General features: G+C 43.6%; 14 protein-coding genes. 12 read left to right on the forward strand and 2 right to left on the reverse strand.

Translation table 11 applies throughout. The annotated features are described in order from the left end of the window. Positions 1-118: 118 nt before the first annotated feature. On the forward strand, positions 119-916 hold the full coding sequence (locus tag J0K78_RS00570; protein ID WP_206944965.1) for a patatin-like phospholipase family protein: 798 nt from the start codon (positions 119-121) through the stop codon (positions 914-916). Continuing rightward, on the forward strand, positions 913-1,944 hold the full coding sequence (locus J0K78_RS00575; RefSeq protein ID WP_206944966.1) for a SepM family pheromone-processing serine protease: 1,032 nt from the start codon (positions 913-915) through the stop codon (positions 1,942-1,944). The genes J0K78_RS00570 and J0K78_RS00575 overlap by 4 nt, the downstream gene beginning before the upstream one ends. A gap of 153 nt (positions 1,945-2,097) precedes the next feature. Here J0K78_RS00575 and J0K78_RS00580 read toward each other — a convergent pair whose 3' ends face one another. Next, positions 2,098-3,312: a nucleotidyltransferase gene (locus J0K78_RS00580; RefSeq protein WP_206944967.1), complete on the reverse strand. Its 1,215-nt coding sequence runs from the start codon at positions 3,310-3,312 to the stop codon at positions 2,098-2,100. Between the two features lie 205 nt (positions 3,313-3,517). Here J0K78_RS00580 and J0K78_RS00585 point away from each other — a divergent pair, with 205 nt between their 5' ends. The 4 genes from J0K78_RS00585 (at position 3,518) to J0K78_RS00600 (ending at position 5,852) form a co-directional block, all read left to right on the forward strand. Beyond that, entirely contained in the window at positions 3,518-4,039 is a 522-nt protein-coding gene (locus tag J0K78_RS00585; RefSeq protein WP_160913018.1) for a YceD family protein, read from the forward strand. Positions 4,040-4,086: 47 nt separating this feature from the next. Further along, the gene (rpmF, locus tag J0K78_RS00590; RefSeq protein ID WP_035505553.1) at positions 4,087-4,260 is read left to right on the forward strand and encodes a 50S ribosomal protein L32; all 174 of its coding nucleotides are present in this window, start codon (positions 4,087-4,089) and stop codon (positions 4,258-4,260) included. Between the two features lie 289 nt (positions 4,261-4,549). Further along, the gene (locus J0K78_RS00595) at positions 4,550-5,305 is read left to right on the forward strand and encodes an enoyl-CoA hydratase/isomerase family protein (protein ID WP_206944968.1); all 756 of its coding nucleotides are present in this window, start codon (positions 4,550-4,552) and stop codon (positions 5,303-5,305) included. 64 nt (positions 5,306-5,369) lie between these two features. Continuing rightward, a complete protein-coding gene (locus J0K78_RS00600) occupies positions 5,370-5,852 on the forward strand; it encodes an RsfA family transcriptional regulator (RefSeq protein WP_146818688.1) in 483 nt (160 codons plus the stop codon). Positions 5,853-5,935: 83 nt separating this feature from the next. On the opposite strand, the gene J0K78_RS00605 is transcribed toward J0K78_RS00600, so the two are convergent. After that, positions 5,936-6,421 (reverse strand): N-acetyltransferase, encoded by a 486-nt coding sequence (locus tag J0K78_RS00605; RefSeq protein WP_160913022.1) that lies wholly within the window; start codon positions 6,419-6,421, stop codon positions 5,936-5,938. A 160-nt stretch (positions 6,422-6,581) separates the two neighbouring features. Between J0K78_RS00605 and J0K78_RS00610 the strand changes: the two genes are divergently transcribed. The 6 genes from J0K78_RS00610 to ftsL all read left to right on the forward strand — a co-directional run bounded on the left by J0K78_RS00610 (position 6,582) and on the right by ftsL (position 12,225). Further along, positions 6,582-7,463, forward strand: a complete 882-nt coding sequence (locus J0K78_RS00610) for a 2-dehydropantoate 2-reductase (RefSeq protein ID WP_206944969.1) — start codon at positions 6,582-6,584, stop codon at positions 7,461-7,463. Further along, entirely contained in the window at positions 7,460-7,843 is a 384-nt protein-coding gene (locus tag J0K78_RS00615; RefSeq protein ID WP_206944970.1) for a DUF3397 domain-containing protein, read from the forward strand. Before J0K78_RS00610 ends, J0K78_RS00615 begins: the two co-directional genes overlap by 4 nt. A 792-nt stretch (positions 7,844-8,635) precedes the next feature. After that, positions 8,636-10,261 carry a bacillithiol biosynthesis cysteine-adding enzyme BshC gene (gene bshC / locus J0K78_RS00620; RefSeq protein WP_206944971.1) on the forward strand — a complete coding sequence of 542 codons (1,626 nt, stop codon included), beginning with the start codon at positions 8,636-8,638 and terminating at the stop codon, positions 10,259-10,261. A gap of 162 nt (positions 10,262-10,423) precedes the next feature. Next, positions 10,424-10,855, forward strand: a complete 432-nt coding sequence (gene mraZ / locus J0K78_RS00625) for a division/cell wall cluster transcriptional repressor MraZ (RefSeq protein ID WP_089652804.1) — start codon at positions 10,424-10,426, stop codon at positions 10,853-10,855. A 21-nt stretch (positions 10,856-10,876) separates the two neighbouring features. After that, positions 10,877-11,857: a 16S rRNA (cytosine(1402)-N(4))-methyltransferase RsmH gene (gene rsmH, locus J0K78_RS00630; protein WP_160913030.1), complete on the forward strand. Its 981-nt coding sequence runs from the start codon at positions 10,877-10,879 to the stop codon at positions 11,855-11,857. Next, the gene (ftsL, locus tag J0K78_RS00635) at positions 11,854-12,225 is read left to right on the forward strand and encodes a cell division protein FtsL (protein WP_146818696.1); all 372 of its coding nucleotides are present in this window, start codon (positions 11,854-11,856) and stop codon (positions 12,223-12,225) included. Before rsmH ends, ftsL begins: the two co-directional genes overlap by 4 nt. The last annotated feature ends 12 nt before the right edge of the window (positions 12,226-12,237 follow it).

The following is a 12,237-nucleotide window of genomic DNA, read 5'->3' on the forward strand; positions in this document are numbered from 1 at the left end:
AGTAGAATGGGTATAGATTTCGACGCGTACTTACAGGTTGTCTATATTCCATGTGTACGCTCATAAGGGAATGGTTTATTCCATAAAATAAACCACATGTATGAAGGAGGAATGACGAGTGGCGAGACCAAAGATCGGATTGGCTTTAGGTTCTGGAGGGGCGCGGGGTTTTGCCCACTTGGGTGTTCTAAAGGTCCTTCGTGAACATGATATTCCCGTTGATTTCATCGCAGGAAGCAGTATGGGGGCGCTCGTCGGCTCTTTTTTTGCTGCCGGACAAAGAATTGAAGATATGTATAAACTCGCCTTTACGTTCAAACGAAAGTATTATTTGGATTTCACCGTTCCCAAAATGGGGTTTGTGGCAGGGAAAAGAATTAAAGAATACATCAGACTTTTCACATTCGGTAAGAACATCGAGGATTTTCAAACACCGATGTCCATAGTCGCAACGGACTTGTATGCCGGAGAGAAAAAAATCTTTACGACAGGTCCTGCCAGTGAAGCGGTCAGAGCCAGCATTGCGATTCCTGGGATTTTTGTCCCTGAAAAAATTAATGATCGTCTTTATATTGATGGAGGGGTCATTGACCGTGTTCCTGTCTCTGTAGTGAAAGATATGGGGGCAACATTTATTATTGCTGTGGATTGTGCGCATTTTGATTCCGATCCAAACATCAATTCCATCTATGATGTCATCACGCAGAGTATTGATATTATGCAGGATGAATTAGTCACAGCGATCGGTGTATCCTCTGATGCTGATGTGATGATTAAACCGGATGTATCCAAGTTCAGCTCCCGGGCTTTCACCAAAATCCAGGAAATCGTAGAGGCGGGGGAGAAAGCAGCGGAAGAAGTCATAGAAGAAATAAAGAAGAAGCTCGCTGCGTGGAAGGAGCCAAATGACGAATGAAAGCAAATCGTAAACTGATTATCACCGGAATCATAACCGTACTTATCGTGGCATTCCTGGGGGCCTTCCGCCTCCCTTATTATATTTATAAGCCGGGAACAGCGGATGCGCTGAATGACATTGTCAAAGTCGATGGCGGCTTCGACAGTGAAGGGGATATGCACCTTGTCACCGTTCGTGGTGGACAAGCGACACCTATTCAATGGGTCCTTGCAAAGGTCCGTCCATTCCATCAAATTTACCCGTTAGAAGACATTCGTCCGGAAGGGGTATCGGAGGAAGAGTACTTTCATGCGCAACTGCAAATGATGGAATCTTCTCAGGAAGCTTCCAAAGTCGTCGCCTATCAAGCAGCTGGCAAAGAAATTGACATCAACTACGAAGGGGTTTATGTCATGAATGTAATCGAAGGGATGCCGGCTGAAGAGATTTTAGAAACCGGCGACCAGATTGTGAAGGTCGACGGCGAGGACATTCAAGAAACGAGCGACCTGATCGACTATGTGAGCAACAAGGGCGAAGGGGAGGCTGTAATGCTCACCATTGTGAGAGATGAGGAAACAATCGAACGGGAGCTTGAACTTGCCCCTTTCCCTGACAATCCTGATAAAGTCGGTGTCGGTATTTCACTTGTGACCGATCGAACGGTGGATGTGAAACCAGAAGTCAAGGTCAAAAGTGGTGAAATCGGTGGTCCAAGTGCTGGGCTGATGTTCTCCCTGGAAATTTATGATCAATTGACAGAACTTGATATCACCAAAGGTTATGAAATTGCAGGTACCGGAGAAATCAACTATGAAGGCCAGGTAGGCAGAATCGGGGGCATTGATAAAAAAGTGGTCGCCGCTTCTGATCATGGGGCTGAAGTTTTCTTTGCTCCAAATGAAGAGGGAAGAGAAGGATCGAATTATCAAATCGCCAAAGAAACAGCCGAACAAATCGATACTGATATGGAAGTCGTTCCTGTGGATACGTTCCAGGATGCTTTAGAATATCTGCAAAACTTAGAACCGAAGAAGGAAGTATAAGAAAACAGCCGTTCCTATGGGGGAGCGGCTGTTTTTTATTATTCTATGGAGAAGTATAATAAAGTGTCAGCCGTCCTGCACTTCGACTTCATCTTTCGGTTTCTGGAAGTTCCAATCATCCGTAATGCCAGAGGGAGACAAATGAAGCTTCGTTTAAGCTTGGATCACAGGAGGACCGTACTCCCTCTTCAGTTGCTCCACTCTACGTTCAGGAGTTAACACACTGTAATAGGCAGCAGCAGCTCTCGATTCCAAGTCCAACATCTCATGATCCAACTGTTGGGGTTGGGTGATGAGCGGAATAGAGGTTTCTTTTTTCACCTTTCGTAAATATTTTTTTCCGGTATCCGACATGCCGAGAATTCTTGCGTAAGGAGGGGGGGTTTCTCTTAAAAGGACACGAGCCTCTTGTTTGTCCGTTCCTACAAGGATATGGGCAAGGGTTCGCTGAAGTCTTGTCCACGTGTACCTCTTTGTCTTCAAGGAAGATATAAACTGATGGAACGTTGCAGCCTCCTTGACGGTCCTTTTCAATCGATATTCCAAACCTTCGTCCACACCGTGGAAACAGCGGAGGGTACTTTCTTCCATGGTCATGATTTTGTATTGAAGCAGGTGAAAGTAAGCTTCCCAGTCGTGCCAGAGTCCGAGGTTGTTTTTATATTGATGTAAAACATCGACCGTCGAGGGGGGAAGGGAACTTTCAGCCTTCTCTGTCATGTCTCTTTCTTTGAACAATTCTTTTCGAATACTTGTGGCGCTTGCAATTTTTCCTTGAATCTCTTCATCGTGGTAGTGATTGTTCTTACGTAAAACGGTTAGTGGTTCCACATCAGGTGCATAAGTAAGAAGTTGTTTCACGTAACTATAACCAAGAATGTTATTGGGTTGAGTCAGGTCAATGGAACCGGAGGGGAAAGCAATGGATTCATACCCAAGTCGTGATGCCTCTGGATAGGCATATCCTTCGTTCAAATACCTTCTCACGGTCACATCATACTCTTCCTGGTGTTCGTTCATATGCTCAAAGGCCTCTGTGAATGCAGCGATCCTGCCGTTTTCACTCCCGAAACAAACGCTGTCCACTCCGACTTCTGCAAGCGTCTGGATAGCCCCCTGGCTGAAATAATCGCTGTGTTGAACCGCATAAAGGAAAGGAAGCTCAAGTACAAGGTCTGCACCACCATGAAGGGCGGCTTTTGTCCGATGCCATTTATCGATGATAGCAGGCTCTCCACGCTGTAAAAAGTTCCCGCTCATGATGGCGATCATGCAATCCGCTTCTGCATGTTTTTTCGATTCTTCCAAATGATAAAGATGTCCATTATGAAAAGGATTATATTCAACAACTACTCCGCATGATTTCATAAAAGATCCTCCCATCTGATTCTTTACTATTGAACAAGTGTTTGGTTTATTTTATCATGATACTATGGAAATTTCGCATTCCTGACCGTGAATTATGAGAATCTTATTAAAACCGCACGAGAATAAGGATATGCTGTAAAGAAAAAATATTGACAAATCAGCGAAATCCTTTTACAATAACTCTTGTTGCCATGAGGTGATAACTATGAAATTTCCTCTACAAAAACTCAAGCAGACAGGTGATGAGCCGTTCTACTTTGAGGATGACGTAGATATTCGCGAATTAGCACAACTGAACAATGACATTCGCAGGATTTCCCCTGTTCATGTCAAAGGTCAAGCAATGACTCGAGGAAATGATATAACGGTAACTTTTTCAATTGATGGAGAAATGGTGTTGCCTTGTGCCCGAACGTTAGTTGATGTGACTTATCCATTTCACATTGATGCTCTGGAGGCATTTAATCTGTCACCTTACCATACAGAAGAAGATGACTCTGAAGTTCATTCCGTGAATGGAGAAGTGCTTGACTTAACGCCTTATATCAAGGAAAATGTACAGTTGGAGATTCCGACTCGCGTTTTTTCCAATGATGATGAGGCTCATGAAGCAGCCCCCCAGGAAGGGAAGGGCTGGCAGGTGGTTACAGAGGAACCAGAGGAAAAGAAAGTGGATCCTCGAATGGCTAAACTGCAATCATTATTAAATGAAGAAGAGAACGAGTAAAACAATATGTTATGGTTCTCAGAAATCCCTTAAAGGAGGTGTACAACATGGCAGTACCTAAGCGTAAAACGTCTAAGAAAGTCAAAAACCAACGTCGTACTCACAAGAAACTTCACGCACCAGGAATGGTTCAGTGTGATAACTGTGGCGAGTACTCAAAACCACACCATGTTTGCAAATCTTGTGGACAATATAATGGAAAACAAGTGGTGAACGACTAATTTAGAGTTCATCAAAGAAAGACCTGACATCAGTCAGGTCTTTTTTTATTTCCATTTTCCATTAACGATCCCTTTTCTTAAAGACTCAGTTTTGAGATGTTTGTATGATTCTATGAGCTCCGGGGAAAGGTTCGTCTTGCTCCATCGTCCAGACACTCGCGTCATAAGCAGAACAGCAACGGAATGAAAAACAAAAAACATCTCGAAACTGAGTCTTCAACTATCCTGCCATATAGTTGAACAAATTCTATAAATTTTTGGTACATTAGTATTGGAAGGGGTGGAGAAAGTGTCACAATTAATATTGGTAGAGAAAAAAGAGGGGTATGCGGTTTTAACTTTGAACCGACCGGAAAAGATGAACGCCATTTCGAAACAAATGACTAAAGAGTTTTATCAAGCAATTAAAGAGTTGAAAGAAGAAAAGCTGAAATTCCTGGTCGTAACAGGTGCCGGGGATCGCGCTTTCTGTGCAGGGGGAGACTTGCGTGAACTTCATGGCGAATTGAATGCTGAACAAGCATACGCAACGCTGCATCCGATGAAAGAAGTTCTGTATGAACTGGCTACTTTTCCTGTCCCTACGATTGCCGTATTAAACGGACAAGCTAGAGGAGGAGGGTGTGAGATTGCGACGGCCTGTGATTTCAGATATGGAACAGAGTGGGCTTCCTTTGGCTTTGTCCAAGCTAATTTAGGCATCATCCCTGGCTGGGGAGGAGGAACACTTTTATATCAGCGGGTAAACAATGACGTAGCTGCCCATTGGTTAATGGATGCTGACATGTACACAGCAGAGCAAGTCTATCGAATCGGATGGTTACATAAGATGATTACGGTAAACTGGAACGAAGAGATTTTCGCCTCTTTTATCAACAAAACCCCAGAACAAATGAAAATTTTTAAGAAGCAGTACATGGATCACATGGATTTCCAAACGCTGTCTGAACGTATGGATGGGGAGGTCAGGCAATGCTCCTTGTTATGGGAATCCGATGAGCATAAAGAAGCGGTTCGAAACTTTGAAGCTAAGAGAAAAAGATGAGAAATGCGATTCTATCAATCATTCCTCCTGCATAACTATAAGCAAACGATAGAGGAGGGATGCTATGGATGCCCCAAGACAAGATGCCTGGAAGGACGAGGAAGATCTGTTGTTGGCAACGACGGTACTGAAACACATTCGTGAAGGGAAGACCCAGTTGGAAGCCTTCCAGGAAGTGGCTGAACAATTGCACAGGACGCCTGCTGCATGTGGGTTCAGATGGAATGCGACTGTAAGGAAAGAATATCAAAAAGAGATCCAGGAAGCGAAAAACAGCCGGAAAGCCACACGAACGATTTATTCATCCTCTAAGTCTTCGGACGATGCACCCATGTCTTTGGATGCGGCCATCTCATTTTTGAAAGAAATGAGATCGAAGCAGTTTGAGGATTATGGGAAAGAAAATTTAGAAACCCAGCTGAAAAAACTCAACGAAGATAATGAGAAGCTTAGAGAAGAATTAAAACAGTGGGAAGCGGCGTGGAATGAAATGGATAAACTTGTTCATTGGGTAAGAGAAAAACGAAAAAGTGAGAGTGGTGTTTGAACGATCTTTTTACCAGCCATTCATATCATTTCCCATCATAAACAAAGGCCCCTACAACATTATGTAGCGGCCTCATTCATATTTTATGCGTTTATGTCTCTTTCTTCCACGCCTGAAGGCATCCAAATCAGAGGGTTTTCACCAAGGTCACGCTCTACATCATAATTCGCTTTTTGAAAGCCCATCTTCTCCCAAAATCCATGAGAATTGATTCTAGGATTCGTTTTGATCGGCAAATCAAAGCTTTTAGCAAATTCAACGAGCGCTTTTCCGTAGCCCAGCCCGCGATAGTCTGGAAGAACCTCAAGCTTCCACAGTTCCAGATAGTCCTGGGAAGGATCAAAATAATGGTCATATTTTGCTTTGACTCTGTACAAACTCATACGCGCAACTAAAGCGCTTCCATAATATACTCCATAAAACGGCGACTCACTGTCGTTTTCCACGATATTGCTTTCTAAATCCTCGAGCATCGCAAGTTCCTGGTTCCCATATTCTTTGAACCGCTTAAATTCTTCAAGTGTCTTATAGTTGACCAATAAAGGTTGAACTCTTGTTTTTGTCATCATGAAAGAATCCCCTTTCAAAATATCTGTCTATATCCATATTATAATATAAAAATTTTCAGAATGAAATGAATAATAATACATTGGACAAGAATCGACTGCAATATCGTTTCGGAATCTGCTACAATAGTGAAGCAGATTAGTACGAAATGAGGAGAGAAACATGAAAATAGGCATTATAGGGGCAGGATCTATAGGATTATTGGCAGGGGCCTATTTAGGTGAACATCACGAAGTCCATATGTTTGTAAAAAGTGAAGAACAAAGATCAGCCCTTGCAGCGGAAGGAATTACCTGCGGAGAATTCCCCTGCCCTGTACCCGTTTATGCGCATCTTGTTACAGAAATGAAAGAAGGATACGACTTATGGTTGGTAACTATTAAACAACATGCGATGGATGGTTTTCTTGAACAAGACCTTCCTGCTGACGCGCCCTATGTATTTCTTCAAAACGGGATGGGACATTTGGAGAAACTAGCACAATCCGGTTTGAGAAGTTGTGTTGGTGTCGTGGAACACGGCGCACTGGCCAAAGGGCCGAACGAAGTTGTTCATAAAGGGAAGGGAAATATACAAATAGCTGTCTATAGGAGAATGGAACCTGCTCATGGACAAGCCCTTTCAAAAGAATTACATACTGCACATTTTCCAGTCTTTTTTAAAGCCGATTATGAGCCTATGTTAAAGAGTAAATTAATCATAAATACGGTGATTAATCCACTCACTGCATTATTCTCTCAACCGAATCACTCCATCCTCACGAATCCATCCATACATGAACTGGCACGTTTGTTGTGTGAAGAAGCTTGCTCCGTTCTAGGCCTGTCCTTTTTTGATGAATGGGAAAGAGTGAAGACAATCGCTGAAACAACAGGAGAAAATCATTCATCGATGTTGAGGGACATCACCGAACACAGGTTAACAGAAGTGGACAGCATCAGTGGCTACATCCTTGATCATGGAAAAATACCACTTCCTTACCATCATTTCGTCGTGCATGCGATCCATGCACTCGAATATGAAAGGGGGGTTCGAAAACGATGAGTAATCTGATTGTGTACACGATTGCGTTTCTGCTTACCCTGCCTCTTCCTTTCCTAGTGGTTTTCTATCTATGCGCCAGAAAATGGAGCAAGCATAAGTTAAAGGCTCTGCACCGCACAGCGAACTATACCGCCCCTATTTTTATAATGTCGGTCCATGTCCTGCTTGTCGTCTTGTTTGAACGCAGCTTTCTGCCCTTCATCATTGTCTTCCTTTTGATCCTCTTAGGCATTTCGATGGTCGCGCAATACAAAATAAACGAAGAAGTCCGTCTCTTCCGAGCACTCAAAGGGTTCTGGCGCGTAAGTTTTCTATTATTCATGCTATTTTACATGGGATTGAGTACGTTTGGTCTTGTAACAAGAGTCTTTTTCACCTAGAGCAAGAGGGAAGGCTTTTACATGAATTTTTCAGTCCGACATAAAATAATAAAAGATAAAAAAAGCACAGCCCAAATGAAAAGGCTGTGCTTACCCATGTGAAAGTCCCTATCAATAAATTAATGTTATCACTAGTTATTAAAATATAGGGCAGTCTTGTATAAGACTCAGTTTTGAGACTTTCCAGGGTTCGTTGTCTGAGTTAAGCGTCAGGGGTTGCCTGGAAGCCACTCGCTTTCCTGTGGGGGGAGTGGCGGGCTTCCCAACCACCACATACGATTAAGGTGAGAAACGAACCCCTTTGCCTAGTATGAGTGTCTGTCACAAATCTTGAATCTATAATGTTAAAGTGCTCTATTACAGGCTTTATCGTTCTGAATAACGGTGGGAGAATCCATATTGCATCACTTTCCCTGGGAGTAAAAGCTTCCCCTTTCCTGGAAGTGGTTTCGAGATACTTATAAGGCAAAGGGGCGGAGGGGAATGGCGAGACTCCTAACTTAAGTGTGCAGGCGCCGGAACCGGATATCTACGAGGGAAAAAGTGCAGGGTGAGACCCCACAGGACGCAGTCGGAGGAGGCTCACCGCGCTCCCGCAGAAAGCAAGTCATCCCCCGCAGTCCCAACCCACCTCACAAACATCTCGAAACCGAGTCTTCATACTAAAGGGAGCTATTGCAGAATTAAGAGGTTTCAAACAGATAATGTGAAGTCTGTGGTGGTTTTTTGTACAATACAATAGGATACATAATTTTATCATGTAATTATTGCCTATAAAGGAGTCGTATAGAGATGCGTATCGAACCGATTGAACTTGCACCGAAACAAACGCTGTTTCGTGACTATAAAAATGATTATGAAAGAATAGCTGATCGGTTTAACCACCCCCCCTTTGAAGAATCTACCTGGGAGCGCCGGTTATCTGAACTAAGGAATCAAACGTATCAAAGGACTGAGCTTTCTAATGTGCTGAATCATATGAATAGACGGTGGGAGGCTCCTGAAGAAACCTTTGATAATATTGAAAAGATAAAAGATGAAGAGAGCGTCGTCGTCATTGCCGGTCAACAGGCCGGCTTGCTGACCGGACCGCTCTATTCCGTGCATAAAATCATTTCAGTTCTGCAGCTTGCGAAGGAAAAGGAAAGAGACCTGGGTAAACCAGTGATCCCCGTCTTTTGGATTGCTGGGGAGGATCATGATTTTGATGAGATTCACCATATCATGATGAAACAGGGAAGCGGAATGGAAAAGGTAACAATCGACCATACTCCAGAGACTAAAGCTTCCGTTTCGGAGATAACCATTGATCAACAAAAAGCTTCAGCCTGGCTGAAGGATGTCTTTGCAATGGTTAAGGAAACAGAGCATACGCAGGACTTTTACAAAGAAATGGAAAGGCTGTTGAAAGAATCGGACACCTACAGCGACTTTTTTGCTAAAGTTGTTTATCAGCTTTTCCCTGATGAAGGACTCGTCTTAATTGATGCACATGCCCCTGAAGTGCGCCGGATGGAGACTTCTTATTTCACAACGATGATTGAAAAGAATAGAGAAATAGCCAGTGGTGTGTATGCAATCTTGCAGAAAAACCGTCAGGAAGGATATGAGACACTTCTGGATAGTGAGATGGGTGATGCCCACTTGTTCTACAGTTTTGAAGGGGAAAGAGTGCTCCTGGTACGTGATGAGGAAGGCTATTATAGAGGGAAAAACAATGAAGTCGTCCTATCAGAAGAAGAACTCTTGAAGATTGCAGAAGAAACGCCTGAGCTTCTCAGTAATAATGTAGTCACAAGGCCGTTGATGCAGGAGGCTCTTTTTCCAGTCCTCGCGTTTATCGGAGGCCCGGGAGAAATCAATTACTGGTCAGTTCTAAAGCCAGCTTTTGAAGCGGCAGGCTTGTGTATGCCGCCTGTTCTTCCGCGTTTATCTTTTACAATGATTGACAGGAAGACAGGTCAGCAGTTGGAAAAGTTTCAGATCCCTGCGGATGAAGCCATCCGCTCTGGTGTGAGAGAGAAGAAGATGAATTGGATTGCTTCTCAAAGCACCCCTCAGATTCATCATCTAACTGAACAGGTGAAGAAGGAAATTGACACCGTCCATGCGCCCCTTCGGGAAAAATCTGCTGCCCTCGGTGCAGATCTCGGCCAACTGGCAGAGAAGAATCTGGAATACATTTTGGAAAACATCGACTTCCTGGAGAAACGTCTCCACAAATCGATGGAATCACAACATCAACATGAAATGGATCAATTTGAGAACATGGAATGGACACTTCATCCTGGTGGTGGTCTGCAGGAGAGGATGTGGAGCATCGTCCCATGGGTGAATAACTACGGAGAGACGGTTTTTCAGCAGATGAACAGACACCATCTGAGCTTTAGAAACGATCATTATGTCGTATATTTGTAGGGAAGGTCCTCCACCATCCCCCACCACAAAAAAATATGATTAAACCCTTTAAAATCTTGCCTTCACGGGCAGGATTTTTTTCATGTAAAGAGAATGATAAAAAAGTAAGTGGAGAAAAGTGGGGCGATGTGGTAAGGTGAAATTAGAAGGTGGGGAAACTCTATGTTCATGGGTGAATTTCAACACAACATTGATACAAAAGGACGGATCATCGTACCCTCGAAATTCCGCCCGGACCTTGGTGACAGCTTTGTCCTCACAAGAGGTTTAGATCAGTGTCTGTTTGCTTATCCTATGAACGAGTGGAAGCTGCTTGAAGAGAAGCTGAAAAAACTCCCCTTAACAAAAAAAGATGCCCGCGCTTTTACCCGGTTTTTCTTTTCTGGAGCTGTTGAATGTGAAGTGGACAAGCAAGGAAGAATCAACATTCCACAACCTCTCAGGAAGTATGCATCACTGGAAAAAGAATGTGTCGTCATTGGCGTATCCAATCGGATTGAGTTTTGGAGTCATGATGAATGGGAAAGTTATTTCGAGGCATCAGAAGAGTCCTTCTCAGAAATAGCAGAAAATATGTTGGATTTTGATATCTGATCGATAGAAACGAGTGAAACCATGTTTGAACATTACAGTGTACTAAAAAGTGAAACGATACAACATTTAGATTTGGACCCAGAAGGTACTTATGTCGACTGTACCTTAGGAGGTGGGGGGCATTCCGAAGCGATTGCCAAAGCCTTGAAAGGGAAAGGTCGATTAATTTCTTTCGATCAGGATGAGATTGCATTGAAAGCTGCAAAGGATCGACTGAAAGATTACGAGGACCGTATTATTTTCGTCCATGCGAACTTCCGTCAATTGGAAGAGAAATTAGCAGAACTTGAGGTAACGGATGTCGATGGTATTATTTATGACCTTGGCGTTTCCAGTCCCCAATTGGATGTCGAAGAGCGAGGATTCAGCTATCATCAGGATGCTCCGCTTGACATGCGGATGAACCAGGAAGCAGAACTCAGTGCGAAAGAAGTAGTCAATGAATGGCCCTATGAGGATCTCGTTCGCATTTTCTTCAAATACGGGGAAGAGAAATTTTCGAAACAAATCGCAAGAAAGATTGAAGCTGCAAGAGAAGAGAAAACCATTGAAACGACAGGAGAACTGGTTGAACTCATCAAGGAAGGGATTCCTGCTCCCGCACGAAGGAAAGGCGGCCACCCTGGTAAAAGGGTTTTCCAGGCCATCCGTATTGCCGTCAACGATGAGCTTGGAGCTTTTCAGGACAGTCTTCATCAGGCGGCTAGAGTGGTTGGGGTCGGTGGACGCATTGCTGTTATCACTTTCCACTCCCTGGAGGATCGTTTGTGCAAGCAGGCGTTCAAAAAGTGGAGTACTAATCCTCCATTACCGAAAAACATCCCGATGATCCCGGAAGATAAACAGCCACCTTTTCAATTGGTCAGCCGAAAGCCTATTGTAGCTGATGAGTCAGAGCTTGAGGAGAATCGTCGTTCACGTTCTGCGAAACTGAGGATTGTCGAGAAAGTCAAACCTTGGAATAAGGAATTTGAATTTAACGAAGGGTGGAAACAAACATGAGTGCTGAACAGATTAGAAAACAGCAGCCTTTACAGCAGCCTGAGAGACAAAAACAGGCCAAAGTAAAGGTACATAAAAAGAAGAAGTGGATTAGTACAGGGGAGAAGTTCCTCTATTCGTTTGCAACGACTGCAGTGCTTGCAGCATCGGTGTTCTTAGTTCAGACATCTGCACAAACAGATACCATCAACCGTGATATTCGCGGTTTAGAGCAAGAGATTCAGCAACAGGAGTCTCTCAATGAAAATCTTGCTTATCAGGTGAAAGAACTTAGTAACCCGGATCGGATTTTGAGCATTGCTAAGGAAAATGGACTGAATATTCAGAATGCCCAAGTAAAGCAAGCCGGTAAAATCAATAACGAGTAACGGCTGGTGATT

The organism is Halobacillus sp. GSS1 (assembly GCF_017307035.1).
Lineage (GTDB): Bacteria > Bacillota > Bacilli > Bacillales > Halobacillaceae > Halobacillus > Halobacillus litoralis.

Coding starts and splice junctions, on each gene's coding strand:
- rpmF (WP_035505553.1), top strand. CDS start 4,087: ATGGCAGTACCTAAGCGTAAAACGTCTAAGAAAGTCAAAAACCAACGT.
- J0K78_RS00600 (WP_146818688.1), top strand. CDS start 5,370: ATGGATGCCCCAAGACAAGATGCCTGGAAGGACGAGGAAGATCTGTTG.
- J0K78_RS00585 (WP_160913018.1), top strand. CDS start 3,518: ATGAAATTTCCTCTACAAAAACTCAAGCAGACAGGTGATGAGCCGTTC.
- J0K78_RS00605 (WP_160913022.1), bottom strand. CDS start 6,421: ATGATGACAAAAACAAGAGTTCAACCTTTATTGGTCAACTATAAGACA.
- J0K78_RS00615 (WP_206944970.1), top strand. CDS start 7,460: ATGAGTAATCTGATTGTGTACACGATTGCGTTTCTGCTTACCCTGCCT.
- rsmH (WP_160913030.1), top strand. CDS start 10,877: ATGTTTGAACATTACAGTGTACTAAAAAGTGAAACGATACAACATTTA.
- J0K78_RS00575 (WP_206944966.1), top strand. CDS start 913: ATGAAAGCAAATCGTAAACTGATTATCACCGGAATCATAACCGTACTT.
- ftsL (WP_146818696.1), top strand. CDS start 11,854: ATGAGTGCTGAACAGATTAGAAAACAGCAGCCTTTACAGCAGCCTGAG.
- mraZ (WP_089652804.1), top strand. CDS start 10,424: ATGTTCATGGGTGAATTTCAACACAACATTGATACAAAAGGACGGATC.
- bshC (WP_206944971.1), top strand. CDS start 8,636: ATGCGTATCGAACCGATTGAACTTGCACCGAAACAAACGCTGTTTCGT.
- J0K78_RS00580 (WP_206944967.1), bottom strand. CDS start 3,312: ATGAAATCATGCGGAGTAGTTGTTGAATATAATCCTTTTCATAATGGA.
- J0K78_RS00610 (WP_206944969.1), top strand. CDS start 6,582: ATGAAAATAGGCATTATAGGGGCAGGATCTATAGGATTATTGGCAGGG.